Source organism: Achromobacter sp. HZ34 (assembly GCF_002209485.1).
In the GTDB taxonomy this organism is placed as follows: domain Bacteria; phylum Pseudomonadota; class Gammaproteobacteria; order Burkholderiales; family Burkholderiaceae_B; genus Bordetella_C.
Map to the genome: position 1 here is coordinate 138,449 of NZ_NJIX01000002.1, position 26,414 is coordinate 164,862.

The 26,414-nt window shown below is 65.6% G+C and carries 23 protein-coding genes; 12 read left to right on the forward strand and 11 right to left on the reverse strand.

Features of this window, described 5'->3' with window-relative positions; genetic code table 11:
* Nucleotides 1-94 precede the first annotated feature (94 nt).
* Complete coding sequence (locus CEY05_RS07350) at nt 95-1,183, reverse strand: substrate-binding domain-containing protein (RefSeq protein ID WP_088597855.1); 1,089 nt, start codon at nt 1,181-1,183, stop codon at nt 95-97.
* Nucleotides 1,184-1,345: 162 nt separating this feature from the next.
* Here CEY05_RS07350 and CEY05_RS07355 point away from each other — a divergent pair, with 162 nt between their 5' ends.
* The 5 genes from CEY05_RS07355 (at nt 1,346) to CEY05_RS07375 (ending at nt 8,652) form a co-directional block, all read left to right on the forward strand.
* Nucleotides 1,346-1,939 (forward strand): formate dehydrogenase subunit gamma, encoded by a 594-nt coding sequence (locus CEY05_RS07355; protein WP_088597856.1) that lies wholly within the window; start codon nt 1,346-1,348, stop codon nt 1,937-1,939.
* Entirely contained in the window at nt 1,936-3,657 is a 1,722-nt protein-coding gene (locus CEY05_RS07360; RefSeq protein WP_088597857.1) for an NADH-quinone oxidoreductase subunit NuoF, read from the forward strand. The genes CEY05_RS07355 and CEY05_RS07360 overlap by 4 nt, the downstream gene beginning before the upstream one ends.
* A 25-nt stretch (nt 3,658-3,682) precedes the next feature.
* Nucleotides 3,683-6,553 carry a formate dehydrogenase subunit alpha gene (gene fdhF / locus CEY05_RS07365; protein ID WP_088597858.1) on the forward strand — a complete coding sequence of 957 codons (2,871 nt, stop codon included), beginning with the start codon at nt 3,683-3,685 and terminating at the stop codon, nt 6,551-6,553.
* Nucleotides 6,554-6,574: 21 nt separating this feature from the next.
* The gene (locus tag CEY05_RS07370; RefSeq protein ID WP_088598540.1) at nt 6,575-6,826 is read left to right on the forward strand and encodes a formate dehydrogenase subunit delta; all 252 of its coding nucleotides are present in this window, start codon (nt 6,575-6,577) and stop codon (nt 6,824-6,826) included.
* Nucleotides 6,827-6,984: 158 nt separating this feature from the next.
* Entirely contained in the window at nt 6,985-8,652 is a 1,668-nt protein-coding gene (locus CEY05_RS07375) for an OFA family MFS transporter (protein ID WP_088597859.1), read from the forward strand.
* A gap of 46 nt (nt 8,653-8,698) precedes the next feature.
* Here CEY05_RS07375 and CEY05_RS07380 read toward each other — a convergent pair whose 3' ends face one another.
* Nucleotides 8,699-9,469 (reverse strand): TetR/AcrR family transcriptional regulator, encoded by a 771-nt coding sequence (locus CEY05_RS07380; RefSeq protein ID WP_088597860.1) that lies wholly within the window; start codon nt 9,467-9,469, stop codon nt 8,699-8,701.
* A gap of 160 nt (nt 9,470-9,629) precedes the next feature.
* Here CEY05_RS07380 and CEY05_RS07385 point away from each other — a divergent pair, with 160 nt between their 5' ends.
* From CEY05_RS07385 to CEY05_RS07395, 3 genes are read left to right on the forward strand one after another with little or no spacing between them, the layout of a single operon-like run.
* Nucleotides 9,630-10,403: an enoyl-CoA hydratase/isomerase family protein gene (locus tag CEY05_RS07385; protein WP_233161419.1), complete on the forward strand. Its 774-nt coding sequence runs from the start codon at nt 9,630-9,632 to the stop codon at nt 10,401-10,403.
* A gap of 1 nt (nt 10,404) precedes the next feature.
* Nucleotides 10,405-11,739: a CaiB/BaiF CoA-transferase family protein gene (locus tag CEY05_RS07390; protein WP_088597861.1), complete on the forward strand. Its 1,335-nt coding sequence runs from the start codon at nt 10,405-10,407 to the stop codon at nt 11,737-11,739.
* Between the two features lie 47 nt (nt 11,740-11,786).
* Entirely contained in the window at nt 11,787-12,779 is a 993-nt protein-coding gene (locus CEY05_RS07395; protein WP_088597862.1) for a tripartite tricarboxylate transporter substrate binding protein, read from the forward strand.
* Nucleotides 12,780-12,796: 17 nt separating this feature from the next.
* Here the strand turns inward: CEY05_RS07395 and fahA are convergent, their stop codons facing one another.
* A complete protein-coding gene (gene fahA, locus CEY05_RS07400) occupies nt 12,797-14,125 on the reverse strand; it encodes a fumarylacetoacetase (protein ID WP_088597863.1) in 1,329 nt (442 codons plus the stop codon).
* A 210-nt stretch (nt 14,126-14,335) separates the two neighbouring features.
* On the opposite strand from fahA, the gene CEY05_RS07405 reads away from it, so the two are divergent.
* Nucleotides 14,336-15,265 (forward strand): LysR family transcriptional regulator, encoded by a 930-nt coding sequence (locus CEY05_RS07405; RefSeq protein ID WP_158219270.1) that lies wholly within the window; start codon nt 14,336-14,338, stop codon nt 15,263-15,265.
* Between the two features lie 25 nt (nt 15,266-15,290).
* On the opposite strand, the gene hpaI is transcribed toward CEY05_RS07405, so the two are convergent.
* The 8 genes from hpaI to CEY05_RS07445 form a co-directional block, all read right to left on the reverse strand.
* Nucleotides 15,291-16,100, reverse strand: coding sequence for a 4-hydroxy-2-oxoheptanedioate aldolase (hpaI, locus tag CEY05_RS07410; RefSeq protein ID WP_088597865.1), 810 nt, complete (start codon nt 16,098-16,100; stop codon nt 15,291-15,293).
* Between the two features lie 114 nt (nt 16,101-16,214).
* Nucleotides 16,215-17,318 carry a hypothetical protein gene (locus CEY05_RS07415; protein ID WP_088597866.1) on the reverse strand — a complete coding sequence of 368 codons (1,104 nt, stop codon included), beginning with the start codon at nt 17,316-17,318 and terminating at the stop codon, nt 16,215-16,217.
* A gap of 90 nt (nt 17,319-17,408) precedes the next feature.
* Nucleotides 17,409-18,236, reverse strand: coding sequence for a 2-oxo-hept-4-ene-1,7-dioate hydratase (hpaH, locus tag CEY05_RS07420; RefSeq protein ID WP_088597867.1), 828 nt, complete (start codon nt 18,234-18,236; stop codon nt 17,409-17,411).
* The gene (locus tag CEY05_RS07425) at nt 18,230-19,381 is read right to left on the reverse strand and encodes an ornithine cyclodeaminase family protein (protein ID WP_088597868.1); all 1,152 of its coding nucleotides are present in this window, start codon (nt 19,379-19,381) and stop codon (nt 18,230-18,232) included. Before CEY05_RS07425 ends, hpaH begins: the two co-directional genes overlap by 7 nt.
* Before the next feature lie 27 nt (nt 19,382-19,408).
* Nucleotides 19,409-19,972 (reverse strand): nuclear transport factor 2 family protein, encoded by a 564-nt coding sequence (locus CEY05_RS07430; protein WP_088597869.1) that lies wholly within the window; start codon nt 19,970-19,972, stop codon nt 19,409-19,411.
* Nucleotides 19,965-20,876, reverse strand: coding sequence for a fumarylacetoacetate hydrolase family protein (locus tag CEY05_RS07435; protein ID WP_088597870.1), 912 nt, complete (start codon nt 20,874-20,876; stop codon nt 19,965-19,967). The genes CEY05_RS07430 and CEY05_RS07435 overlap by 8 nt, the downstream gene beginning before the upstream one ends.
* 15 nt (nt 20,877-20,891) lie before the next feature.
* The gene (locus tag CEY05_RS07440; protein WP_158219271.1) at nt 20,892-22,295 is read right to left on the reverse strand and encodes an MFS transporter; all 1,404 of its coding nucleotides are present in this window, start codon (nt 22,293-22,295) and stop codon (nt 20,892-20,894) included.
* Nucleotides 22,296-22,499: 204 nt separating this feature from the next.
* A complete protein-coding gene (locus CEY05_RS07445; protein WP_143220310.1) occupies nt 22,500-23,072 on the reverse strand; it encodes a hypothetical protein in 573 nt (190 codons plus the stop codon).
* 365 nt (nt 23,073-23,437) lie between these two features.
* Here CEY05_RS07445 and CEY05_RS07450 point away from each other — a divergent pair, with 365 nt between their 5' ends.
* The 3 genes from CEY05_RS07450 to CEY05_RS07460 all read left to right on the forward strand — a co-directional run bounded on the left by CEY05_RS07450 (nt 23,438) and on the right by CEY05_RS07460 (nt 26,362).
* Nucleotides 23,438-24,148, forward strand: coding sequence for a GntR family transcriptional regulator (locus CEY05_RS07450; RefSeq protein WP_088597873.1), 711 nt, complete (start codon nt 23,438-23,440; stop codon nt 24,146-24,148).
* A gap of 115 nt (nt 24,149-24,263) precedes the next feature.
* The gene (locus tag CEY05_RS07455; protein WP_088597874.1) at nt 24,264-24,941 is read left to right on the forward strand and encodes a DUF2848 domain-containing protein; all 678 of its coding nucleotides are present in this window, start codon (nt 24,264-24,266) and stop codon (nt 24,939-24,941) included.
* Nucleotides 24,942-25,042: 101 nt separating this feature from the next.
* Entirely contained in the window at nt 25,043-26,362 is a 1,320-nt protein-coding gene (locus tag CEY05_RS07460; RefSeq protein ID WP_088597875.1) for an amidase, read from the forward strand.
* Nucleotides 26,363-26,414: the final 52 nt, after the last annotated feature.

Genomic DNA, 26,414 nt, shown 5'->3' on the forward strand with positions numbered 1-26,414 from the left:
GCCCGGGTGCCGTCCCGAGCGCGATGGCAATGGCGATCACGACGGCTGGCGCGGGCATTGAACAGCGGATTCTGGCTGGCGGTACCGGTACAGCTTAGCCGAAAGCTTGCTCGAGGGTCTGGAGCCGTCCGGTCTCGCGCGCGTCATAGCCCACCAATTGGCCGACGAAACCCCGGTAGGCCTCCCCCTGCATCACCGCCAGCAGCGCTTTCCAGGCCCCTTGCTCGACCAGGTCCCTGCGGAGCGCGAAGAAATAGCGCTCGCGGGCCAGGGGCACGAATTCCAGGCCGAAACGATGCGCGGCCGTCTCCACTCCGATGCCGGTGTCAGCCATGCCGCTGGCGATGTGCGCCGCCACCGCCATGTGCGTGAACTCGCTATTCTCGTAGCCCTGCACGCGCGACACCGGAATATCCAGCCGGCGCAGCATCAGTTCGATCAGCTGCCGCGTGCTGGAACCGGTCTGGCGATTGACGAAGCGCACGCCGGGCCGCGCCAGGTCGGCGATGCCCAGGATGCGCTTGGGATTGCCGGGCGGAACGAACAGGCCCGTGTTGCGCACCGCCAGATGCACCAGCAGATGTTCGTCACGATGCAGCCACTGGCGGTAGTGCGCCAGCATGGCCGGCTCGAACTCGCCCAGCGGCACCTGGAAACCCGCCAGGTCGCATTCGCCGGCGTCCAGCGCCGCCAGCGCTTCGCTGGCGGTGCGATAGCGCAGTTCCAGCCCCGGCGCCTGTGCCAGCATATGCTGCATCAAGGCTTCGACCGCGAAGCCGTGGCTGGCATGCAGGCGTAGATGGGGCTTGCCCTCCGGCAGCAGGCGCTGCAGTTCCTCCTGCAGTTCGGAAGCCAGGCTGTCCAGCAGGGGCATCAGGCGCGCCTCGATGCGGCGATTGGCCCACAGCAGCCGCTGCCCGAAGGGCGACAACTCGGTACCTTGGCGTCGATGCGTGACAAGCAAAGGTACGCCGAACAGGGTCTCGAACCGCCGCAGCACGCCCCACGCGTGCCGGTACGACAGGCCGCAGGCGCGGCAGGCCCCCGTGATGTTGCCGGTGGCATCGATGGCTGCCAGCAAGGCCAGGACTTCCTGCAGCGGCACGCCACCGTCGCCATCGAGGCGATCCAGCCACCAGCCGGGGCGCAAGGCAATGCGGAAAGCGCCAGAAGAGTCGTTCATGACGGAGGATCCCAAGCTCAATATGCAATTATTTGCATATTGAACCGTTATTGGACTGGACTTACATTCGCAATCAGGAGACAGCGGCATTGTCATATATGTTCTTGAAAACATATAGACAGCCGTCCTGCAAGCACTATAGAACCTTGGGAGCCCAACTCCATGACCAAAGGTCAAGCCAGGATCGATCTGGCATCCACCGGCGCCGCTCGCGGGGCGCCGCAGACGATACATGGATCCGGCATGCCGGATTCCCATGCGCATGGCAGCCCTGGCGACGCGTCCTGTACGCCCGCGCTGGCCGCCGTCCAGCGCATCGTCGCAGCACATGTCCGGCAACCCGGCCCCCTGCTGCCCATCCTGCACGCGGTGCAGGCCGAACTGGGCTGCATCCCCCCGGACACCGTGCAGGCCATTGCCGACGGCCTGAACCTGTCCCGCGCTGAAGTCCACGGCGTCATCACCTTCTACCCCCATTTCCGCCAGGCACCGGCGGGCCGCCACGTGGTCGAACTGTGCCAGGCCGAGTCCTGCCAGGCCATGGGTAGCGAGCAGTTGGCCCTGCACGCGCGCGGCAAGCTGGGTTGCGATTTCCATGCCAGCAGCGCCGATGGCAACTACACGCTCGAACCGGTCTACTGCCTGGGCCTGTGCGCGCAGTCGCCGGCCATGATGATAGATGGCGTGCCCTATGCGCGGCTGACGCCCCAGCGCTTCGACAAGGTGCTGGGCCAGGTGACGGAGGCCGCGGAATGAACCAGCCGAACCCGATCGGGCAAACCCTGGACCGCCAACCGTCCGTGACACCCGCTTGCGCCACTGCCACTGCGCCGATCACCGTCTTCGTCCCGCGCGACGCCGCCGCGCTGGCTGTCGGCGCCGAGGCCGTCGCCCTGGCCGTCAGCACCGAAGCCGCGCGGCGCGGGCTGGCCGTGCGCGTGGTGCGCAACGGCTCGCGTGGGCTGCTGTGGCTCGAAACCCTGGTCGAGGTCGCCACCCCGGCCGGCCGCGTGGCCTATGGCCCGGTCGAAGCCGAGGATGTCCCCGGCCTGTTCGACGCCGGCTGGCTGACGAACGTCCCCATCGCAGCCGGCTCGGAGCCTGGCCTTGCACCGGACCAGGCACCGGGCGCTGTGCCCGACCAAGCGCCCTGCCATGCGCTTTGCCACGGATTCACCGAAGACATCCCTTATCTCAAGCGCCAGGAACGCCTGACCTTCGCACGAGTCGGCATCATCGACCCGCGCTCGGTCCAGGACTACGAAGCGCACGGCGGCCTGGCCGGCCTGCGCCGCGCGGCCGCCATGGAGCCGGCCAGGATCGTCGAGGAAATACTGCAGTCGGGCCTGCGCGGCCGCGGCGGTGCCGCCTTTCCCACGGGCATCAAGTGGAAGACCGTGGCCGCGGCGGCGGCTACCCAGAAATACATCGTCTGCAACGCCGATGAAGGCGATTCCGGCACCTTCGCCGACCGCCTGCTCATGGAAGGCGACCCCTTCGTGCTGATCGAAGGCATGGCGATCGCCGGCCTGGCAGTGGGCGCGACCTTCGGCTACATCTACGTGCGCTCGGAATACCCGCAATCCATCGAAGCCCTGAACACTGCGATCGCGGCAGCGCGCGGCGCCGGGTGGCTCGGTGACGACGTCTGCGGCAGCGGCCGCCGCTTCGACCTGGAAGTCCGGGTCGGCGCCGGCGCCTACATCTGCGGCGAGGAGACCTCGCTGCTGGAAAGCCTGGAAGGCAAGCGCGGCGTGGTCCGCGCCAAGCCGCCGCTACCGGCCATTGCCGGCCTGTTCGGCAAGCCCACCGTCATCAACAACGTCATATCGCTGGCTTCCGTGCCCGTCATTCTGGCACGTGGCGCGCAGCACTACCGCGACTACGGCGTGGGCCGCTCCGCCGGCACCCTGCCCTTCCAGCTGGCGGGCAATCTGCGCCAGGGCGGCCTGGTGGAAAAAGCCTTCGGCCTGACCTTGCGCGAATTGCTCTACGACTTCGGCGGCGGCAGCGCCAGCGGCCGGCCCCTGCGCGCGGTGCAGGTCGGCGGTCCCCTGGGAGCCTATCTGCCCGAGTCGCAATGGGACATCCCGCTGGACTACGAAGCCTATGCAGCGGCGTCGGCCATGATAGGCCATGGCGGCCTGGTGGCCTTCGACGACAGCGTCGACATGCTGCGCATGGCGCGTTACGCCATGGAATTCTGCGCCATCGAATCCTGCGGCAAATGCACGCCCTGCCGCATCGGCTCGACGCGCGGCGTGGAAACGCTGGACCGCATCGCCGCCGGTGGTCCCGATCACGGCAAGCAGGTGGTCCTGCTGCGCGACCTGTGCGACACCATGCTGGGCGGCTCGCTGTGCGCGCTGGGCGGCATGGCGCCCTTCCCCGTGCTGTCCGCGCTGAATCATTTCCCCCAGGACTTCGGCCTGGATCAAACCCACAAAACCGAGACGGCCCCTCAGCCGGCTTGACGGCCGCGCACTGGAGACAACGATCATGTTAGAGACCGTCGTAAAACGCGAACGCGACTATGGCACCCCGGCACGCGTCGCCGCGGAAATGGTAAGCCTGACCATCGATGGCCAGGAAATCCAGGTACCGGCCGGCACGTCGGTGATGCGCGCGGCCGCCGAGGCCGGCATCAACATCCCCAAGCTGTGCGCGACCGACAGCCTGGAAGCCTTCGGCTCCTGCCGCCTGTGCCTGGTGCAGATCGATGGCCGGCGCGGCTATCCGGCGTCCTGTACCACGCCGGTGGAAGCAGGCATGGTGGTCTACACCGAAACCCCCAAGCTGCACGAACTGCGCCGCGGTGTGATGGAGCTGTACATCTCCGACCACCCGCTGGACTGCCTGACCTGCCCCGCCAACGGCGACTGCGAACTGCAGGACATGGCCGGCGTGGTGGGCCTGCGCGACGTGCGCTACGGCTACAAGGGCGCCAACCACCTGGACAGCGCCAAGGACGAGTCCAATCCCTACTTCGCCTACGATCCCTCGAAGTGCATCGTCTGTAATCGTTGCGTGCGCGCCTGCGAGGAAACCCAGGGCACTTTCGCGCTGACCATTTCGGGCCGCGGCTTCGAGTCGCGCGTCTCGGCGGGCCAGGACCAGGCCTTCATGGACAGCGAATGCGTGTCCTGCGGCGCCTGCGTGCAAGCCTGCCCGACCTCCACCCTGCAGGAAAAGACCGTCATCATGATGGGCCAGGCCGAGCACTCGGTCATCACCACCTGCGCCTACTGCGGCGTGGGCTGCGCCTTCCGGGCCGAAATGAAGGGCCAGGAAGTGGTACGCATGGTGCCGTGGAAGGACGGCCAGGCCAATCGCGGCCATTCCTGCGTCAAGGGGCGTTTCGCCTGGGGCTATGCGACGCACAAGGAACGGGTGCTCAAGCCCATGATCCGCAAGGACATCAGCGACCCGTGGCGCGAAGTCAGCTGGGACGAGGCCATCGGCTACGCGGCGTCCGAATTCAAGCGGCTGCAGGCCAAGTATGGCCGTGATTCCGTCGGCGGCATCACGTCGTCGCGCTGCACCAATGAGGAAACGTGGCTGGTGCAGAAGCTGGTGCGCGCCGCCTTCAACACCAACAACGTCGACACCTGCGCCCGCGTGTGCCATTCGCCCACCGGCTATGGCTTGAAGCAGACCCTGGGCGAATCGGCCGGTACGCAGACCTTCGACTCGGTCATGCACGCCGACGTGGTCATCGTGATGGGGGCCAACCCCAGCAGCGGCCACCCCGTATTCGCCTCGCGCCTGAAGAAGCGGCTGCGCCAGGGCGCGCGCCTGATCGTCATCGACCCGCGCCGCATCGAACTGGTCAATTCACCGCACATCAAGGCCGATTTCCACCTGCAGGTGCGGCCCGGCACCAACGTCGCGCTGCTGTCCTCGCTGGCGCACGTCATCGCCACCGAGAACCTGATCGACGAAGCCTACGTGACTGCCCGTTGCGAGAAAAAAGCCTTCGACGAATGGCGTACCTTCGTATCGCTGCCGGAAAACTCGCCGGAAGCGATGGAAGCCGTGACCGGCGTCCCCGCCGCCGCCGTGCGCGGCGCCGCGCGCTTGTACGCCAGCGCCGGCAACGGCGCCATCTACTACGGCCTGGGCGTCACCGAGCACAGCCAGGGCTCGACCACGGTGATGGGCATCGCCAACCTGGCCATGGCCACCGGCAACATCGGCCGTGAGGGCGTCGGCGTGAATCCGCTGCGGGGCCAGAACAATGTGCAGGGCTCGTGCGACATGGGCTCGTTCCCGCACGAGTTGCCGGGCTACCGCCATATTTCCGACGATGTAGTGCGCAGCCAGTTCGAACAGGACTGGGGCGTGACGCTACAGCCGGAACCCGGCCTGCGCATCCCAAATATGTTCGAGGCGGCGCTGGGCGGCTCCTTCAAGGGCCTGTACTGCCAGGGAGAGGATATCGTCCAGTCCGATCCCAACACGCAGCACGTGGCCGCCGCCCTGGCCGCCATGGAATGCATCGTGGTGCAGGACCTGTTTCTCAACGAGACCGCCAAATACGCCCACGTCTTCCTGCCGGGTTCGTCGTTCCTGGAGAAGGACGGCACCTTCACCAATGCCGAACGACGCATTTCGCGGGTGCGCAAGGTGATGGAGCCCAAGAACGGCAAGGCCGACTGGGAAGTGACGGTGGCCCTGTCCAATGCCTTGGGCTATCCCATGAACTACCGCCACCCGTCGGAAATCATGGACGAGATCGCCCGCCTGACGCCCACGTTTTCGGGAGTCAGCTACCACAAGCTGGAACGCTTGGGCAGCCTGCAATGGCCCTGCAACGATGACGCGCCGGATGGCACGCCCATCATGCACATCGATGAATTCGTGCGCGGCAAGGGACGTTTCATCATCACCAAGTACGTCGCCAGCGACGAGCGCAGCACGCGCAAGTTCCCGCTGCTGCTCACCACCGGGCGCATCCTGTCGCAGTACAACGTCGGCGCCCAGACCCGCCGCACGCCCAATGTCATGTGGCACGGCGAAGACGTACTGGAGGTGCATCCGCAGGACGCCGAGGATCGCGGCATCGCCAGCGGCGACTGGGTAGGCGTGCAGAGCCGCGCCGGGGAAACCGTGCTGCGCGCCGTGCTGACCGATCGCGTGCAGCCGGGTGTGGTGTACACGACCTTCCACTTTCCGGAGTCCGGCGCCAACGTGGTCACCACCGACAATTCCGACTGGGCGACCAACTGTCCGGAATACAAGGTGACGGCGGTACAGCTGGTGCGCGTATCCCAACCTTCGGAATGGCAGCGCCAGTGGAGCCGCTTCACCGACATCCAGCAGAAATTGCTGGCCGAGCGGGAATCGGCTGCCGTTCCCGCCGGCAAGTGAACGTGACAAATGAGCGTGACCATGGACCCGCACAACCTGATCCGCATGGCCAACCGCATCGGCGACTTCTTCGAAGCGATGCCGGACCGGCCCGAAGCCCTCGAAGGCATCGCCGGCCATATCCAGAAATTCTGGGAGCCACGCATGCGCAACGAATTGCTGGCGTACCTCCAGCGACACCCCGATGGCATAGACGGTGACACCAGCCTCGCCCCCATCGTGCTGCAGGCCGTCACGCAATATCGGGAGCGCCTGTTGCCGCGCACGGCGTAAGCGCCACGCCTTGGTCGAGTTCGGAGTATGCTCGCGCCCCCGCACTCGATGCCGCCATTTTTCCACCCACCTTCTTTACCTTGAGCACCCGCGGGACGCCACCATCCCCATGCCGCATTGCTTGTACGAACGCCAGAACGACAATTAAAGGAAATAAGATGAATACGGCAACCACGTTAGACCTGCCTGGGTCCAGACCCGGCTTCCTGGACAAGGAACGCACTATCGCCGGCCCCGGCTTCAGCCGCTGGCTGGTTCCCCCGGCCGCGCTCGCCATCCACCTTTGCATCGGCATGGCCTACGGCTTTTCCGTGTTCTGGCTGCCGCTGTCCAAGGCCTTGGGCGGCAGCGCCCCGCTGGCCTGCCCGGCCGACATGAGCCTGTTCTCCGAACTCTTCACCACCACCTGCGACTGGCGCATTTCCAGCCTGACCGGGACGTACATCCTGTTCTTCGTGCTGCTCGGTTGCTCGGCCGCCTTGTGGGGCGGCTGGCTGGAACGGGCCGGTCCGCGCAAGGCCGGCCTGGTGTCGGCCCTGTGCTGGTGCGGCGGCCTGGTGATCTCCGCGATCGGCATCTACGTGCACCAACTGTGGATGCTGTGGGTGGGGTCCGGCATCATCGGCGGCGTGGGCCTGGGGCTGGGGTATATCTCGCCCGTCAGCACGCTGATCAAATGGTTTCCGGACCGTCGCGGCATGGCCACCGGCATGGCCATCATGGGCTTCGGCGGCGGCGCCATGGTCGGCGCGCCGCTGGCGAATGCCCTGATGCGCTACTACGCCGTCCCCGGTTCGTCGGGCGTGTGGCAGACCTTTCTTACCATGGCCGTGATCTACGCCGTGTTCATGGTTGCCGGTGCGCTGGGCTACCGCGTGCCCGCGTCCAACTGGAAGCCGGAGGGCTGGACCGCCCCTGCCGCGCAGACCAACAACGCCATGATCACGCACGGCCACGTGCACGTGAAGAAGATCTGGGGCGTGCCGCAGTTCTGGCTGGTGTGGTGGGCCCTGTGCCTGAACGTGACCGCGGGCATCGGCATCCTGGGCATGGCTTCGCCGCTGCTGCAGGAAGTGTTCGGCGGCAGCCTGATCAACCAGGCCAGCCTGGGTTTCGCGCAGTTGAACAAGGAGCAGCTGGTGGCCATCGCCACCATCGCCGCCGGCTTCACCGGCCTGCTCAGCCTGTTCAACATCGGCGGCCGTTTCGTCTGGGCCAGCCTGTCGGACAAACTGGGCCGCAAGATGACCTACGCCATGTTCTTCGTGGTCGGCATCATCCTGTACGCCTCGGTGCCGTGGTCCGCGCACAATGGCCACCTGGCCCTGTTCGTCGGCGCTTTCTGCATCATCCTGTCGTTCTACGGCGGCGGCTTCGCCACCGTGCCGGCCTATCTGGCCGACCTGTTCGGCACGCAAATGGTGGGCGCCATCCATGGCCGACTGCTGACCGCGTGGTCGGCCGCGGGCATCTTCGGGCCCATGTTGATCAGCTCGCTGCGTGAGTACCAGCTGTCGATCGGCGTGCCGCGCGCACAGGTGTACGACATCACCATGTACATCCTGGCCGGCTTGCTGCTGCTGGGCCTGCTGTGCAACCTGGCCATCCGCCCGGTCAACCGCAAGTACTTCATGACCGACGAGGAGCTGGCCACCGAGAAGGCGCTGGCGCACGAACGGGCGTCGGCTGCCGCGGTTCACGGCCAAGGCAGCAGCACCTTCCGCACGCCCGCCATCCTGGTGATCTTTGCCTGGGCCTGCGTGGTGATTCCCCTGGCCTACGGCTTCTGGGGCACGCTGCAGCAAGCGGTGGTGCTGTTCCGGTAGGTTCCGACACGCAAGGCAGCCGCCGGTCCACACCGGCGGTTCGCCCTCAGGACGCCCGGGCTTTACGCGGCACGGCCGCGCGGGCCGCCTGCCCCGCCGGGCTGGACGGCGCCTGCACAGCAAGCGCAGTCATTATCTCCCGCGTATGTTCCGGTCCCGCCGCGATGCCACTGAACAGCAGTGACATGGAAAAGTGGATGACTGACTCGATATCCACCGGCCTGTCCTCCGCATTCATGCGCTCCCGAATGATCAGCGTGGCTAAACCATGCTCGACCGACCACGCCGCGTGCGTGACCAGATCCATATCCTTCACTTGCCAACCGTGCCCACGCGCGAAGTCGCGCACGCATGCAGCGAACAATTCGAACGAGACATTCACCGCCTCGGCAAGTTCAAGGTAATCGCTTTTTCGGATGATCCGCGGCCCGATCATCAGGTCGAACAATCCCTTGTGGTCCTGCGCGAATTTCACATAGATCCGCATCATGTCATAAGCGCGCGCAAGCTGGCCCTTCTGCTGCGCCAGCGCCTCGCGCCGTAATGCGATGAGATCAGTGAAGCCGCTGGCGGCAATGGCGGCCAGCAGCCCATTCTTGCCATCGAAATGCCGTGACGGCGCCGCCTCCGACACGCCGACCGCACGCGCCAACTGGCGCAGGCTCATGTCATGTACGCCCGACTTTTCAAGCTCGCGCCTGGCCTCCGCGATCAGTGCGCTACGCAGGTCACCATGGTGATAAGGCGTCCCATCGGCGCCGGTGGCCTTCTTTATCAAAATGCATCTCCAAATTGAGCAGGGAACCGTGGTGAGCATGGGACCTTAACAAACCGCGGCAAGCATGGGTTCTGGCACTAGGGTTTCCCCTTGCACTTCAAACGAAGTTAACGGTGTTACCATGCCCATAAAGTTAATGGCGTTAACTTTATCACAAAGGCTGCGCGCCTCATGAACGCGCGCCCCATCGGAGACCCAAGTGGAAGAGATCATTCAGAAAGAAGTGCACGGCAATGTGGCCGTGCTCACCATGAACTACCGTCCCTACAATCTGTCCGGCCCCACCCTCAGCGGCGCCCTGATGGCCAGCTTGAACGGCGCGGTCGAACAGGGCCAGCGCGCGGTCCTGCTGCGCAGCGGGCTGCGCCACTTTTCAGCGGGAGCGGACGTCGACCTTTTCGACGAACGCATAGAGCGGGAAGGCCGCGCCCGCCTGGACCCCATAGAGGTCCTTGACGCCTTCGAGACACTGCCGATCCCCATCGTGGTCGCCGTCCACGGCGTATGCCTGGGGGGCGGCCTGGAACTCGCCTTGGCCTGCGACTACATCGTCGCCGCGCAATCCGCCAAGATCGGTTCGGTGGAAGTGGCCTTGGGCCTGCATCCCCTGATGGGCGGTATCCAGCGGCAGGTGCAAAGAATCGGCATGGCGCGTGCCAAGGAAATGTCCATGCTGGGGCGGCGCTACGATGCTGCCACCTTGGAACGCTGGGGCTTGATCAATCTGGTGGTAGCCGACGATGAGCTGGAACCGGCTTCGCTGGCCATTGCCCAGGAGCTGGCCAATGGCCCCACCGCGGCCCACGCCGCGACCAAACGCCTGGCACGCATCGCGGCCAACGAAGGCATCGAGGCGGCCGACCGCGCCATGTTCGAAACGCAAAAGCCCATCTGGGCCTCGCGGGACCTCAAGGAAGGGCTCAAATCCTTCCGCGCCAATGGCCCCGGCCTTGCCATCTTCGAGGGGAAATGAAATGAGCGGACCACTTTCTGGCTTGAAAGTCGTTGATTTCTCGCGCGTCCTGGCCGGTCCTTTGTGCGGGCGCACGCTGGCCGACCTGGGCGCCGATGTCCTCAAGATCGAACCCCCACGGCCCGACGTGTCGCGCGGCGCCTTTCCCTACGCCAACGGCATTTCCGGCTACTACGCGCAGCAGAACATCGGCAAGCGCAACATCAGCGTCGACCTCAATGTGCCGGGCGCGGCCGAACTGGTTGCGCGGATGTGCGATTCGGCCGACATCATCGTCGAGAACTTCCGCGCCGGTACCCTCAAGTTCTTCGGCCTGGATTACGCGACACTGGCGCAGCGCAATCCCAGGTTGATCTATGTCTCGATCACCGGCTACGGCCAAGGCGGCCCCTGGGCCTCGCGCATGGCCTATGCGCCCACCGTCCAGGCGGAATCTGGCTTCACCCATAACTCGATGCGCCATTTCGGCGACAACCTGGCTACCGAACAGACCGATGCCCTGTCGCATGCCGACGTCTATGCGGGGATGCAGGCCACCATCGCCGTGCTCGCCGCGCTGGCCAAGCGTGAAAAGACGGGTCGCGGCCAATATATCGACGTCGCGATGGCGGCAGTGATCCTGTCCGCCAACGAGCGGGCGCATCTGGACATCGCCGGCGTCGACAACGGCGCCGAGCCCGGCATCCTCGGCGCCACGGACGGCCCCTTCTTCAATGGCCCCGGCGGCGAACGTTTCGTTGCCGCACAAAGCTTGGTGGGCAGCCTGACCTTTCCCAATTATCTGCGCGCCATGCGCCGTCCCGACCTGGCCAAGGATCCGCGCTTCGCCACGGCGGCGCTGCGGCGCCAGAACTACGCAGCCCTGCATGCCTTGCTGCAAACCTGGATCCTGACTTTCCGCGATCTTGGCGCGCTGGATGCGCAACTGGATGAGTCGAAAATTGCCATTGGCCAAGTCCGCAGCACCCAGGACCTGTGCGAATCCGAATGGGGTGACTATTGGGGCGCAGTGCGCACGGTATCCGACCGGCAAGGCGGAACCTACAAGCTGCACGGCCACCCATGGCGTTTTTCGGATGATGATCTGCCGTCCGCGCCGCTGCAGCCAGCTTACCGTGGCGAGCACAATGCGGAAGTCCTGGCTGAAATGGGGTACGGCGATCTCCAGATACAGGCTTACGTGGAGCGCGGCATGTTTGTCGCCGACCCTGCGTTGGCCGCCATGCGCGCCCCTGCCGATAAGGATACGGGCACGGATACGGGCACGAGTGTTGGCCTGCCACCGGCCGCCCTGGCAGCCGTACCCGTCCACATGGAAAACAGACGCGCGGGATAACGGCGCGCGAACGACACCAACAACACTCCAGCAGGAGGAGACAATCCATGAAATTCCCACGCACGAAACAGGTAACCCGACTGATCGGCTACACCCTGGCGGCACTGCCTGCACTGGGCGCGACGCCGGCATTCGCAGCGGATGGCCCGGCGCATTGCACGGCCATCCGCTTCTACGTTCCATACGCAGCCGGCGGCGGTACCGATGTCTCCGCGCGCCTCATCGCGGCCAAGCTGGGCACGGACCTGAAGGTGCCCGTCATCGTCGAGAATCGGCCCGGCGCGAAATCCGTGATCGCCTACCAGGCGCTCCTGCGTGACCCAGCCGACGGTTGCTCGTATCTGTACGACAATTCCTCACACTCCCTGCAGTCGGTGTATAAGGGCCTGCCTTATGACCCCGCCAAGGATTTCAAACCCGTCGCCATGGTGGCCACGGCGCCGAACGTATTCGTCGTCAATCCAGCCGTCCCGGCGCAGACCATGCAGCAGTTCATTGCCTACGCCAAAGCCAATCCGGGCAAGGTCACGTATGCCTCATTCGGCATCGGCAGTACTTCGCACCTGAGCGGCGAAGTCTTGAACTCGGCGGCCGGCCTGACCATGGTTCACGTCCCCTATCGCGGATCCGCGCCGGCTGTCGCCGACTTGATGGGCGCAACGGTACAGGCCATCTTCCTCGATCCCCTGACGGCACAACCCCTGATGGATTCCGGCAAGGTACGTGGATTGGCGGTCGTAGGATCGCAGCGCTCGGCCACCGCGCCCAATCTGCCGTCCATGGCGGAACTGGGCATCGACGACCTGGCCGTGCCGGGATGGTGGGGCGTGTTCGCCAAGCAAGGGGTGACAGACGCCACCGTCACCGATATGGCGGATCGCTTGCGGCGTATCACAAGCGATCCGGAAGTAAAGCAGAAAATGGCACAACTGGGGGCACAGGCCTTTTCCGATACACCTCAGCAGTTCGCTGGCATGATAGCCAAGGACGCAGCCAGATGGCAGAAAGTCGTCCGCGACAGGAACCTGGTTCTTGAGTAGCAAGTAACACGTCTTGCCTACTCGCGAGAAACGATGCGAGCCTCGCACACGCCAAACCCAATGCCGGCGAAGCCGGGGTGCTCGCAGCGTCCGCGGTAGACAAGACGATCCCCATCCTGCAGATAGGAACGTGTTTCGCCGTTCGCCAACCTCAGTGGCTCGGCGCCATTGCGCGTGCGCTCCAGCAGGCAGCCGGCGTCAGCGATCTCCCGGCCTGACACCGTGCCACTGGACAGAAGGTCGCCTGGCTGCAGATTGCAGCCATTGCTGGTGTGATGGGTCAGCATCTGTGCGAGGGTCCAATATTGATCCGCGAAGTCCGGCCGCGAGATGACCTCGGGCGATTGCCCCAGTTGCCGCATGACGGCGGTTTCCAGGCCAGCCTGCAAGCCAATACGCAACGCACCGCGGGCCGCATGGCCCGGTGAGGTTAACGCGGGGCTGATCCGTGGTTCATCTTCTTTTCTGGTGGGCGGCGCAAGCCGGAATGGCTCCAACGCGTCCAGCGTTACCACCCACGGCGACACACTGGTCATGAAACTCTTGGACAGAAAGGGTCCCAGCGGCTGTGCCTCCCAACGTTGGATGTCGCGGGCGGACCAATCGTTGACAAGGCTCACGCCAAACAGATGCGTCTCGGCGTCATCCAGGCTCACTGGCGCAGCCAAGGCATTGCCGCTGCCGACATAGGCGCCCACCTCCAGTTCGAAATCCAGCGCCTGCGATGGCAGGTAGCGCGCACCCGCGGGATCCGGCCCCAACAAGCCATGCGGGCGCGAGCACGGCGTGCCGCTGATCACGATGGAAGACGCCCGGCCATGGTAGGCAATGGGAAGATGCCTGAAGTTCGCCGCAAGCTCCCCGCCAGGGCGCATGGCCCGCGCCGCGCGGCTCGCGTGGTGCAGCGACGTGTAGAAGTCGGTGAAGTCTCCTATCCTGGCAGGCAATTGCATGGCGACGGCTGCGATGGGGACCAGGCACTCCTGCAATACCGCCTGATGCGGACTGCCGCCGCGTAACAAGTCGAACAGGCTTCTTCGCAGCGCCGACGCGGCACCCCGGCCCAGGGCCATCAACTCGTTCAGCGTCGGTGCGCGCAGCGCCCGATCGAGCGCGGCCTGCGCACTGGCCACACCTGCCGGCGACCTTGTCAGCAATCCCCTGTCCGCCGTGGCGGCCAGGTCGAGGATCATGTCGCCAATGGCGACGCCGACACGGCGTGTGCGGCCATCATCCTGGGAGTACACGCCCAGGGGGAGATTCTGCAACGGGAAATCCGTATCCGCGGAGTTTCCGCTGGAAACCCAAGTGCCGATGCTGCCGTCGTGCGTTTCGTTCAGAATCATGTCGCCTCCTGTGAGCCCTGCTCTTTTGAGATCAGCGTATCGAAGGCAAATGATAACAGCGTTAACTTCAGTTTGTCAGCCGTTCTGGAAACAGCGTGGCGAGGATGGAATTGGCCCCGGCCGGCACCGGCATCAGTGGCCTTCACGAATAAAAATTTGACGGCCGTGCCGGTTCGAACTATGTATGTTCATCGCGCTGCGAGGAACTCCATGGATTTGAACCGGCTGGACCTGAACCTTCTGAAAATCTTTGACGCGGTCTACCGCCTGCGCAGCTTGACGGAAGTGGCGAAGGAGGTACACCTGAGCCAGCCGGCGGTAAGCCATGCGCTGGGCCGCCTGCGCGAAGCGCTGGGCGACCGCCTGTTCATCCGCACGGCGGAAGGCCTGACGCCTACCGCACGCTGCGAACGCCTGGCGCCCCCCGTACGGGCGGCGCTGGAAACCATACGTGATTCACTGCAGGACACGGCGAACTTCTGTCCGGCCGATTGCACGCGCGAGTTTCGCGTGCTGCTGACGGACGTGGGAGAAATGCTGCTGGTGCCGCCGCTGATAGCCCATCTGCGCAGTGTCGCGCCACAGGTGAAACTGGCCATATTCCAGGCACCGCGCACCCACTACGAGCGCATGCTGGGCGAACACGAAGTCGACATCGCCATCAGCAACCTGAACCTGCAGCGCCAGACCTTGCGCAGGGAATCCCTGTTTCGCGACCACTGTGTGGTGCTGCGCCGCGCGCGTGCGGACGATACCCGCGCCACGGCGGGACCGCTGACGCTGGAAGAATTCGAACGCAGCCACCACGTGCTGATCAGCCCGCCGCACGATCCGGTCGAGCAAGTGCTGGCGCAGCTGAACATCACCCGCAAGACCCAGCTGCGCCTGCCCAATTATTTCGCCTTGCCGCGCGTGCTCGCCTCGTCCGACTGGCTGGTGACGGTGCCGTCGCGCATCGCCAGCTACCTGCAGTCGTACGTCGCGCTGGATATCGAGGACGTGCCCTTCCCGTCGCCGGTGTTCGATGTACGCATGTACTGGCACACCCGTCACGATACCGACCCCGCGCACAGCTGGCTGCGCGAGGTCTTCCTTACCGTGTTCCAGGCGGCGCCGGAGCCGGAGGCGCTGGATACATAAGCGCTGCGCTCACGCCGCCCGGCTTTCAGTAACCGCCAGTTTTACCGGTCGCGGCCGCGGCACCGCCGCCCTTGAATTCCCGTACCGTCCTGGTCGCGGCCTGTACCAGCAGCGACGTATCCACCCCCACCGCCACGAACAACGCGCCGGCATCCAGATACTTGTGCGCCACGTCCACCTGGCTCATCAGCACGCCGGGCGCCTTGCCCGCCGCCCGCACCCGGGCAATGCCGTCCAGGATCGCCCGCTGCACTTCCGGGTGATTGACCTGGCCGGGATACCCCATCGAAGCGGACAGGTCGGCCGGGCCGAAGAACACCCCGTCCACCCCGTCGACTTGCGCGATGGCGTCCAGGTTCTCCAGCGCCAGGGTCGTTTCCGCCTGCACCAGCAGGCACATCTGGTCGTTGGCGTGCGCGGTGTAGTCGCCGATCTGGCCGTAGCGCGACGCGCGCGCCAGCGCCGCGCCCATGCCGCGAATGCCGGCCGGCGGATAGCGCATGGCGCGCACCATCAGCTCGGCATCCTCCGCCGTGTCTATCATCGGAATCAGCAGCGTCTGCGCACCGATATCCAGGAACTGTTTGACCAGCGCGACATCACCCTTGGGCGGCCGCAGCACCGGATGGACCGGGTATGGTGCCACCGCGCGCAATTGCGCCAGGAGCGAGCGCACGTCGTTGGGAGCATGTTCGCCGTCGAGCACCAGCCAGTCGTAGCCGCAGCCGGCCAGCAGTTCGGCGGCATTGGCATCGGCCAGGCCGACCCACAGCCCTATCTGTGCCCGGCCGGCACGCAGTTCATCTCGGAAGGTATTGGCAGGCATCTGCAACATATTGCTCCTCTGGGTTTTCGGTTCGGTTTTCGGTTCGGTTTTCGGTTCGGTTCTTCGGGGTTTCTCGGCTCGGCCGGTCGCATACACCGGCTCGGCCTGCAGCCGGCGCGGCACTCAACCGGCCTGGCGTGGACCAATATAGCCCTTCTGGCCGGCCTCCGAGCCCAGATTCAGTATGGGACCGTCCATGCGTTCCTGCCAGATCAGCGATTCCATGCCGATATGCAGCGGGTGATCCTGTACGGTCAGGATCATGGCGCCGGCCTCGTCGTAGTAATGGGCATGCTCCGACCACGACGGCCCGGACAGCAACAGATCGCCGGCCTTCCAGGGAATCACCGTGCCGTCCACCACGCTCTTGCCGTGCCCGGCGAAGTGGTAGTTGATGGCGATGGAACTGTGCTTGTGACCGCGGCCCACGGGCCGGCCGGGCTGTCCCTTGGGATGCGAGAACAGCGTGGCGAAGAACGAATGCGTGGTGCCGTTGCGGCGCTCGGTGGCCGGGTTGTACAGCAGCATGATGTTGCGCTTGCCGTCGCCCTGCGCCACCGCCAGCGTCTGCGAGGTCTCCTGCCATGGCCACACCAGCGGACGATTCTCCACCACCTGGATGTCGGTAAGGAACTCGTAGCCGCGCAGCCGCGCGCCGGCTTCGGCAACGGGCAAGTCTGGCGCGTTGTCGCGATTGATCTCCAGGTTCAACCCGGCACTGGCGGCAATGGTTTTCTTGCGCCAGTCCGCGCCGGCGTACTCAACCCAGTGCACACCCAGTTTGCGCAGCAGCGGCGCATTGGAATAGACCAGCCGCACCCAGGGCTGCGTGCCGGTATTGTGATGGCAATACGGCTGCATCGAGGGCAGCGACAGTACGTCCCACTTCCCCATGGCCATGCTCTGGTCGCCCACCAGCACGGTGCCGCTACCGCTGATGCAGAACTCGATCTGGTTGGCGTTGCGCAGCAGCGGACGGGTTTGTTCCCCCGGCTTGAGCACCGAGATCGTCACCTCGACCCCCGGCCCGAAACCCAGGGTACCGTCGGTGCAGGACGGATGCACCACCGCGGCCGCGCGCCGGCCATCGGCGGGCGCGGCCTCGTCGAGCAGGCGCTCGACTTCCAGTTCGATATCCTCGCGCGTCACCAGCACCGGTTGCCACGGAACGATAGGCGCCGGCGCGATGCCGCTGACGTCCACCAGCGTATAAGTCTTGTCGTTCATGCTCGTCTCCAGCTGTTTTAATCGGGATGTCTTAATGAGACCGTCCTTACGGGGACGTTCTCATGCAGCTGTCTTGATCAGCTGTCTTGATCAGCTGTCTTGACCAGTTGCGGACGGCGCCAGGCGGAAGGTCACCGCCCCCAGGCGTCCGTAGTCGACGTGGAACACATCGCCCGGCGCACCGGCCACCGGCCGGGTGAAAGAGCCGCTCAACACCACCTCGCCCGCCGCCAGGCCTTCGTCCCACTGCGCCAGGCGATTGGCCAGCCAGGCCACGCCATGGGCTGGATGGTCCAGCACGGCAGCCGCCAGGCCGGACTCCTCGATGATGCCGTTGCGGTACAGCAGCGCCCCGGCCCAGCGCAGATCCAGGGCGTCGACCGCCACGGGCCTGCCGCCCAGCACCACGCCGGCATTGGCGGCGTTGTCCGAGATGGTGTCGGTGACGCGCCGCATGGCCTTGCTCTCGCGGTCGAACTGCTCGATGCGGGCATCGATGATCTCCACCGCCGGCACCACGTATTCGGTGGCGCGCAACACGTCGAACAGCGTGACACCGGGACCGCGCAGCGGCTGGCCCAGGACGAAAGCCAGCTCCACTTCGATGCGTGGCGCGATGAAGGTTTCGAAGGGGATGTCATGGCCGCTGTCGAAGAACATGTCGTCGAACAGCGTGCCGTAGTCGGGCTCGGCTATCTGGCTGGCCTGTTGCATGGCGCGCGACGTCAGGCCGATCTTGTGGCCGCGCACCGTGCGGCCGCGCGCCAGCTTCAGCGCCGACCAGGCGCGCGCCACCGCGTAGCCGTCAGCCACGGTCATCCGCGGATGGCGCAGGGAAAAATGGCGCACCTGCACGCGGGTACGTTCGGCCTGGTCCAGTTCGGCCGCCAGCGCGGCGACGATGTCGGGGCTCAGCATGCGGTCCCCTTGCCGTCGTCGCGCCGCCAGCGGATGGGCGCGGCCGCCGCGCTCACCGGCACCGTCGTCACCGTGCCCGGCGCGGCCGCCACCCGCTCGTGCGCCAGCGCCGCGATGGCCAGGTCCGACAGGCCCATCCCCATGGCTTTGAACAGGGTGATGTCGCCTGAGGCCGTGGCCGTGCCTTTGCCGGGAGCCGCGCCATCGCCTGCGCCTGAGGCCGCCCCCTTGCCGGGAGCCACGCCACCGCCTGTGCCTGTGCCTGTGCCTGCCCCTTTGCCCACGTCCGCAGGCGGCTTGCCGGCCCGGATGACGTCGGCCAAGGTCAGCACCTGGCCCCAGGCGGCGTCCTCGTTGCCGTAGTAGTCACGCAGTTCGCGGGAGGCCTTGCGGGCATTGGCAAGATCATCCACCACCACCGCGCGGGCCCGTGCGAAAACATCCGGCTGGAATTCCGCATTGGCCGGCAGGATCGCGCCCACGGCGTTCAGGTGCGCGCCCGGGACCAGCAGGCGCGCCGGCAAGAAGGCCTCGGTGGCACGCGTCACCAACGTCACCAGGTCGGCCCCGTCGGTCGCCGCCTCCAGGGACGCAGCGGCGTCGACTTTCGCCTGGGGAAAAGCCTCGGCCACCTTGCGCGCGAACGCCGCGCGGCGCTCCGCATCGCGGCCCCACACGCGTATCCGCCGCAACGTGCGCACGGCCGCCACCGCATGGATCTGCGCGATGGCCTGTTTACCCGTGCCAATCACGGCCAGGTCGCCGGCGTCCTCGCGCGCCAGCCACCGGGTGCCCAGCGCGGTCATCGCCGCGGTGCGGATCTGCCCCAGGGTATTGGCTTCGAGCATGGCCAGCAGCCGGCCGTTGCCCGAACTGAACAGCGAATACACCGCCTTGGCGCCGTTCGGGGTGTGGACCCAGGTCTTGAAACCGCATACGCCCAGGCGCGGCGAAGCCGACGCCAATGCGTGCATGGCGCCGCCGCCCAGGTCGCCAAGCGCCTTCGGCACGTTGAAGGCGGCGCCGTCGGCGAGTTCGATCAGGTTGCGTTCGAGGGCTTCGATGCCGTCGTCCAGCGGCACGAGGCGCGCCACGTCCGCTTCGGTCAGCCAATATGTGGCCGTATCCTTGGTGCTTGTTTCCATGCTGTGATGTCCCGGGGAAAAAATGAGTCAGGCGGCAGCCGGCACGGGCAGGTGCGCCGTGCTGGACTTGCGCGCGATGCGCCAAGCGCCGTGTTCGCGGCACAGGCGATCCTCGCAGCGGCGGATGCCGGCGGGCTGCAATGGCGTGGGTAGTTCGCTGCGTAATTCCGTATGCCGCTCAGTGCGCATTTCGGTCGCCCTGCCGGCGGGCTTCTCCGGCGCCTGGCCGACCGTCGCGTCGTACGCCAGCAGATAGAAACGCACCAGGACCGTGTCTTCGTCCAGCCGTTCGAGAATCGGATTGCAGACCGCATGGAATGTCCGCCGTGTGTCCGGCCGCTGCGCCAGGGCCTCGCCTATCTGCGCCGGCCCGGTGAGCGTGGCGCCGCCACGCTGCCACTGTCCATCTTCAGTGAACAGGAATCGAGCGCGCGCGTGGTCGCGCACGTCCAGCGCATCGAAGAAGCCGTAGACCGTGGCCAGGCAAGCCTGCACGGTAGCCGTATCCAGGCCATGCCCGGGATTGTCTCTCTGCTCGCTTCTCTGCTCGTTGCTCTGCCCATTCTTCCGGGCGTGCTCCTGTTCATGCATGGCCAGCCCCCTCGTCTTGCACGGGGTTGGCGAGCACACCGATGCCGGCGATCTCCACTTCGAAGCGATCGCCCGCGCGCAGATAGCGTGGCGGCTTACGGCTCATGCCCACGCCCTCGGGCGTGCCGGTGGCGATGATGTCGCCGGGACGCAGCAGCGTGAACTGGCTGAGATAGGAAATCAGTTGCGGGATCGAGAACACCAGGTCATCCAGCGTGGCATCCTGTACCTGCTCGCCATTCAAGCGCCCCGCCACGCGCACCGAGGCCAGCGCCGGCATCACGTCGGGCGTGACGATCCATGGCCCCAGCGCGCCGGAGCGCAGGAAATTCTTGCCCGGGGTGGCCTGCCGGTTGTGCATCTGGTAGTCGCGCACGGAGTTCTCGGCCATGCAGGTATAGCCGCCGACGTAGTCCATTGCGTCGGCTTCGTCTACATAGCGCGCCGGCTTGCCGATCACCACCGCCAGTTCCGCTTCGTAGTCGAGTTCGGCCGACACGGGCGAGCGCAACACCGGCTCGCCATGGCCGACGAAGGTGTCGGGAAAACGGGGGAACACCGATGGGTGGCCGCCTGAGTCGCGTGCGACTTCCTGGGCATGCTTGCGGTAGTTCAGGCCGACACAGATGATCTTGGTATCCGGCAACACGGGCGGTAGCAATTGCAGGCCCGCGGCTGGCAGCGTTGCGCCGCGCCCCTGCAAGTTACCGTTTCGCGCGGCGGCCAGCGCCTGGGCGAAGTCGGTGGCGCCGGGCAGCGGTATCACCCGGTAATTCGTGACCCGGTCATTCGCGACCCAGTCATTCGTGACCCGGTCATTCGCGACCCGGTCATTCGTGACCTGGTCGTCCTCGACCAGCCCCCAGCCGGTCACGCCGGCCTGGGCATAACGTGCAATTCTCATGAACCTTCCTTGGAATCAGGATGTGTGCGGGTAGCGATAAGGCCCGACGGCCAGTATCAGCAGACTGCAGGCGACGCAGACGACGCCCGAGACAGCCATGGCATAGCCATAGCCATGAAAACGGTCGAAAGCCACGCCTAGCAGGATGGGACCGGCCAGCGTGCCCAGGCAGAACAGCGAGATCAGGCAACCGTAGACCGCGCCGAAGGACTTCAAGCCGAAGTAGCGCTTGACCAGGAAAGGCACCAGATCGCCTTCCGCGCCTATCAACATGGCCGTGAGTCCGGCGCCCAAGGCAAGTTGCCAGTAAGGCGTGTCCGCCGACGAGGTACCCAGAATGGCCACGCCGCAGGCCCCCAACAGGAAGGCGCCGGCCGCGAGCACCCTGGCGGGCGCGATGTCCAGCAGGACGCCGGCGAGAAAGCGTCCTGCCGTCAGGCCCACCGCGGCAAAGGCGCCGCCGGCCGCCGCCATTTCCGGGGAAACGCCGTTATCGGACAGCAGCGCCGGAACGTGGACGATGGCGCCCAGGCCGACGGCGGCGACCAGCGCGACGCACAAGCCCATGAGCCAGAAGCGCCAGTTGCCGAAGGCTTGCGCAGCGGTGTCGCCGGCGACGTGCGGAGTCGGCGACACCGCTGCAGGCCTGGCCGGCGACGTCTCATCATCGATGCCGCGCAGCAGGCGGATCGCCAGGAAACCCAGCACCAGGGCCACGCCGGCCAGCAAGGCATAGGCCGTCTGCCAGCCCTGATGCCGCGTGACCCACCCAGCGAACAAGGGCGCCAGCGCCGCGCCGATGCCGGCGCCGATAGACGCGATACCGAATGCCAGCCCGACGCGCCGCTCGAAGCTGTGCGCAAGAATGGAAAGGTAGCCCACGGGCGAGGTCGCCACGCCCAGCAGGCCGATCAGGAAGGTCTTGGTGCCCACCGCATAAGGCGTCAGCGGTCCGGTGGACATGGCCAGCAGCCCCAGCGCGAACAGCACGATGGACCAGCCGATCACCCGCAGATGCCCGTAGCGGTCCATCAGGCGCCCGGCCAGCGGCGAGCTGACGGCCAGGCCCAGCGAGGCCAGCGCCATACACGTGGCGGCAACGCCGCGCCCCGTACCCAGCGCCGTGGCGACCGGCAGCAGGAACACGCCGGCCGTGCCGGCGAACAGGGCGGTATAGCCCCCCGACAGCCCCAACGACGCTGCGCCCACGCGCAGCATGCCGCGGCGCACCTCGGCCGCGCCCCTTCCTTCGTGCGCGCCGCCGACGCGTCCGGTGCCGGCATGCTCCAGGCTTGCAGGTTCTCGGCTTGCATGCCCCGAGCCGGCATGCCCCAAGGCCGCATGCCTCACACCTGCAAGTTCACCCCCGCCGTTATTGACGCCCTCGGCCGGGCCCGGACCTGCATAGGATCCCTGCATATCTGTCTCCTCATTTGTGGTTTTATGGGAGAAGATTCTGTCAGAGCGATCCGGGCGACGACACTGAAACGTCTGCATGGGGGACATGCAGGAAATGAATGGCTTACTGTCCAGGCGCGGGAAAACCCGAAGTGTATTTTCAAGGCGTCCCGGGTGCGGGATGTGCAGTGGGGCTGCCACATCGTCCGCGCCCCCTGACGCTGGTCAAGGTGATGGACTTGCCGGGAACCCGCCCACGCCATTGCCCACCCCGCTCGTCGTGGCGGCGGACGGCATGACCAACGCGTGTCGCTGCAGCATCGCCTCGATCCGCGATACCTGGAAGTTCATGAAAGAAAAAATCATCGCCAGGCCGGCGATACCCATGCCGATCATCCAGCGCAGCAGCTTCGATTCGAATCCGGCCATATCGGCCCTGAGCAAAAGCCCATCGGCTTTCATCGCCGCTCTCAGTTCAGCGTGATCAGCCTTCAACTCGGTGCTCAGTTCAGCGTGATCAGCCTTCAACTCGGCTCTCAGTTCCGCGTGAGCAGCCTTCAACTCGGCTCTCAGTTCAGCGTGATCAGCCTTCAACTCGGTTCTAAGTTCAGCGTGATCGGCTTTTAATTCGGCTCTCAGCTCGACATGGGCCAACTGAAAATCGGCCCGCAGTGAAAGCAGATCGGACTTGGTGGCCAGGGTGGGCAATATCGTTTCCACCCGCACCAGCCGCGACAGGATGCCGGTATCGGCCTGCCCGGCCCTCGTCGCCATTCTTGAGACATGATGCCTGCGCACGTTCTTTCCTCCCGGTGATATCTGGTAGCTCCTATGCGTAGGGAACAGTTCACTGCATTCCGTGCTCATCATCGACCTCTACGTACGCGTCATCGCAATGAAGGACATGGTGCCGGTATCGGGCCGCTGCGGCTATTCGCAAACATACGAACGGGAAAACCCGCATATGAAAGAAATAAGCCGTCCCGGAAACCCCCTTCCCGACCGACTCGAATCGCTTCCCGGGTAAACCCTGATGCTCAATCAGTGATATATCAGAGTATTATCACTTGATCTTCAGAAGGTCGACGCCTGCATGCTGCCGGTATGTTGCGCTCGCCCCCTGCCGTGCCCGTCCCCCGGCCTTTGTACGTTTCCGATCCCGCATGTCGCGCTCCGTAGTCATCCCGTTGAACGCCGAAACCGCCGAAGCCAAGGTGCAAGCGCCGGCGCCCCGTCCATCGTCCGGCGCCGCCTTGCGCGAACTGGCCTATGCCGAGATCAAGCGCCGCATCATTGCCTGCGAGTTCCGCCCCGGCGAAGCCATCAACGAGTCGCAGGTCGGCGCCCTGCTGGGATTGGGACGCACGCCGGTCCATCAAGCCTTGCACCGCCTGGAAAGCGACGGCCTGGTGACCATCCTGCCGCGCAAAGGCGTGCTGGTGTCCCCGCTGTCCTTGAACGACGTGCTGGACATGATCGAAGTGCGGCTCAGCAACGAGCTGCTCTGTGTGACGCTGGCCGCCGAGCGGGCGCACCAGAGCGACCTGCAGGCCATGCGCGACATCGTGCAACGCTCCGCCGAACTGCTGGAGCACCGCGACATCAACGGCCTGATGGCCCTGGACCTGAAATTCCACATCGCCATCTCCGCGGCCTCGCGCAATCGCGTACTGGCTGAACTGCTGCGCAACCTGCACGAGAAACAGGCCCGTTTCTGGTTCCTGTCCTTGCAGGACCCCGTCCACCTGGCCAATGTCTACCAGGAACACATGGCCGTCATCGACGCCCTGGAGCGCAGAGATGTACCCGCCGCGCGCGAAGCGATACGCGAACACATCGATGAATTCCGCAAGAACATCATCCGCTCGATCTGAGTGCCTGCCCGCAAGGCGGCTGCATCACCTTGCGGTGATCGTCTTGCCATGATCGTCTTGCACCAAGCGAATTGCCACACCGCGGCCACGCCGCATTGAAAGGACCCCATACACTATGCCGAAACTCAACCTGAACATTGCCGGTACCGGCGAGCGCACCGTCCAGATCGACCGCCTGGTCATCGCCGGCTGGGCCGGCCGCGACGCCGAAGGCGTGCAGCATCACATTCGCGAGTTGGAAGCGATCGGTGTGAAGGCACCGTCCACCGTCCCGTGCTACTACCCGCTGGCCGCCGCGCTGCTGACTACCGACGACGAAATCGAAGTGCCGCGCGCGGACTCGTCCGGCGAAGTGGAAGCGGTGCTGCTGGCCACGTCCGAAGGCCTGCTGGTAGGCATCGGTTCGGACCACACCGACCGCAAGGCCGAAGCCTATGACGTCACCGTCTCCAAGCAGATGTGCGCGAAGCCCGTCAGCCGCGACGTCTGGCGCTTCGACGAAGTGGCCGATCACTGGGATGACCTGGTCGCGCGCTGCTGGCGCACCCGTAACGGCGTGCGCGAGCTGTACCAGGAAGGCGCGATGACGTCGCTGCGCGATCCCCGCGAGCTGGCGCAAAAGTACGCCAACGCGGCCGAACTGCCTTTGGGCACTGCCATGTACTGCGGCACGCAACCCGTCAAGGGCGAGCTGGGCTACGGCGAAAAGTTCGAATTCGAACTGCACGATCCGAAGCTGAACCGCTCGCTCAAGTGCGCCTACACGGTGCGCACGCTGCCGGTCGCTGATTGAACCGCTGACTGAACCGCTATAACTGCGCGGCTGACTGAGCGATCCACCGCACAGCCCAACCACAACCCTGCTTCGTCAATCTGGTTCGTAAAGGACTTCACATGCAGACCATCCAACAATTGCAGGCCGACCTGCAAGCGGGCCGTACCACCAGCGAAAACCTCACTGCCCAGGCGCTGGAAGCCATCGAGGCGCATCGCCAGCAAGGCGGCAGCGCCTTCGTCCATGTGGATGCGCAATCCGCCCTGCAGGCGGCCCGCGCCAGCGATGCCGCGCGCAAGGCCGGCAATGCGCAGTCGCCGCTGGCTGGTCTGCCGGTGTCCATCAAGGACCTTTTCGATGTGCAGGGACAGGTGACGCGCGCGGGCTCCAAGGCGCTGGACGGCGCCGCGCCCGCGCAGCAGGACGCCGTTGCCGTCGCGCGTCTGCGCGCGGCCGGCGCCATCCTGATCGGGCGCACCAATATGAGCGAGTTCGCGTTTTCCGGCCTGGGCTGGAATCCGCACTACGGTACGCCGCGCGCGCCATACGACGAAGAACGCGTGTCGGGAGGGTCGACCTCCGGCGGCGCGGTCAGCGTGGCCAAGGGCATGGCGGCGGTTGCGCTGGGCACCGATACCGGCGGCTCCATCCGCATTCCGTCGGCCTTTTGCGGCCTGACCGGTTTCAAGCCGACGGCGCATCGCGTTTCGCTGCAAGGCGGCGTCCCCCTGTCCACCACGCTGGACTCCGCCGGGCCGCTGGCCCGCTCGGTGGCCTGCTGCGCCACGGTCGACGCCATCCTCAGCGGCCAGGCCCTGGATGCACGTCCCGCGCGCCTGGCCGGCCTGCGTTTCTACGTGACGCAAGACTTCATCGGCGACGGCGTCGACGACACGGTGGGTGCGGCCATCGAGTCCGCCTTGAGCCGCTTGTCCGCGCAAGGCGCGCAGATCGTCAAGTTCGACTTCCCCGAACTGCGCGAGCTGCCCACCATCAACGGCGGCGGCGGTTTCTCCGCGGCCGAGTCCTGGCAATGGCACCGCAAGCTGCTGGCCGAACGGGGCGATGCCTACGACCCACGCGTCGCGACGCGTATTCGCCGTGGCGAAAGCATGGGCGCGGCTGACTATATCGAGCTGTTCCATGCGCGCGCACGCATCCAGGCGATTGCCGCCGACCGCCTGCGCGATGCGGATGCATGGCTGATGCCCACGGTTGCCGTGGTGCCGCCGCGCGTAAGCGACCTGGAGCAGGACGAAGCCTTCTTCGCTGCCAACGGCCTGGTGCTGCGCAATCCCAGCGTCATCAACTTCCTGGATGGCTGCGGCGTATCGCTGCCCTGCGGCGAACCAGGCGTCGGCCTGGCCGTCAACGGCCTGCGCGACGCCGACCAACGCATCCTGCAAATAGCGGCTGCGGTAGAGGCCGCGCTGAACTGATTCAACCGATTACCACCAGTCCCCGCCAAACGGGGCTCTTTCAATGCAAGGG

Excerpts from the sequence above, each read along its gene's own strand:
- CEY05_RS07370 (WP_088598540.1), top strand. The coding sequence starts at position 6,575 with ATGGACCCGCACAACCTGATCCGCATGGCCAACCGCATCGGCGACTTC.
- CEY05_RS07395 (WP_088597862.1), top strand. The coding sequence starts at position 11,787 with ATGAAATTCCCACGCACGAAACAGGTAACCCGACTGATCGGCTACACC.
- CEY05_RS07440 (WP_158219271.1), bottom strand. The coding sequence starts at position 22,295 with ATGCAGGGATCCTATGCAGGTCCGGGCCCGGCCGAGGGCGTCAATAAC.
- fahA (WP_088597863.1), bottom strand. The coding sequence starts at position 14,125 with ATGATTCTGAACGAAACGCACGACGGCAGCATCGGCACTTGGGTTTCC.
- CEY05_RS07450 (WP_088597873.1), top strand. The coding sequence starts at position 23,438 with ATGTCGCGCTCCGTAGTCATCCCGTTGAACGCCGAAACCGCCGAAGCC.
- CEY05_RS07405 (WP_158219270.1), top strand. The coding sequence starts at position 14,336 with ATGGATTTGAACCGGCTGGACCTGAACCTTCTGAAAATCTTTGACGCG.
- CEY05_RS07375 (WP_088597859.1), top strand. The coding sequence starts at position 6,985 with ATGAATACGGCAACCACGTTAGACCTGCCTGGGTCCAGACCCGGCTTC.
- CEY05_RS07350 (WP_088597855.1), bottom strand. The coding sequence starts at position 1,183 with ATGAACGACTCTTCTGGCGCTTTCCGCATTGCCTTGCGCCCCGGCTGG.
- fdhF (WP_088597858.1), top strand. The coding sequence starts at position 3,683 with ATGTTAGAGACCGTCGTAAAACGCGAACGCGACTATGGCACCCCGGCA.
- CEY05_RS07455 (WP_088597874.1), top strand. The coding sequence starts at position 24,264 with ATGCCGAAACTCAACCTGAACATTGCCGGTACCGGCGAGCGCACCGTC.
- CEY05_RS07435 (WP_088597870.1), bottom strand. The coding sequence starts at position 20,876 with ATGAGAATTGCACGTTATGCCCAGGCCGGCGTGACCGGCTGGGGGCTG.
- CEY05_RS07415 (WP_088597866.1), bottom strand. The coding sequence starts at position 17,318 with ATGAACGACAAGACTTATACGCTGGTGGACGTCAGCGGCATCGCGCCG.
- CEY05_RS07430 (WP_088597869.1), bottom strand. The coding sequence starts at position 19,972 with ATGCATGAACAGGAGCACGCCCGGAAGAATGGGCAGAGCAACGAGCAG.
- CEY05_RS07425 (WP_088597868.1), bottom strand. The coding sequence starts at position 19,381 with ATGGAAACAAGCACCAAGGATACGGCCACATATTGGCTGACCGAAGCG.
- CEY05_RS07380 (WP_088597860.1), bottom strand. The coding sequence starts at position 9,469 with ATGCTCACCACGGTTCCCTGCTCAATTTGGAGATGCATTTTGATAAAG.
- hpaH (WP_088597867.1), bottom strand. The coding sequence starts at position 18,236 with ATGCTGAGCCCCGACATCGTCGCCGCGCTGGCGGCCGAACTGGACCAG.
- CEY05_RS07460 (WP_088597875.1), top strand. The coding sequence starts at position 25,043 with ATGCAGACCATCCAACAATTGCAGGCCGACCTGCAAGCGGGCCGTACC.
- CEY05_RS07360 (WP_088597857.1), top strand. The coding sequence starts at position 1,936 with ATGAACCAGCCGAACCCGATCGGGCAAACCCTGGACCGCCAACCGTCC.
- CEY05_RS07390 (WP_088597861.1), top strand. The coding sequence starts at position 10,405 with ATGAGCGGACCACTTTCTGGCTTGAAAGTCGTTGATTTCTCGCGCGTC.
- hpaI (WP_088597865.1), bottom strand. The coding sequence starts at position 16,100 with ATGTTGCAGATGCCTGCCAATACCTTCCGAGATGAACTGCGTGCCGGC.
- CEY05_RS07355 (WP_088597856.1), top strand. The coding sequence starts at position 1,346 with ATGACCAAAGGTCAAGCCAGGATCGATCTGGCATCCACCGGCGCCGCT.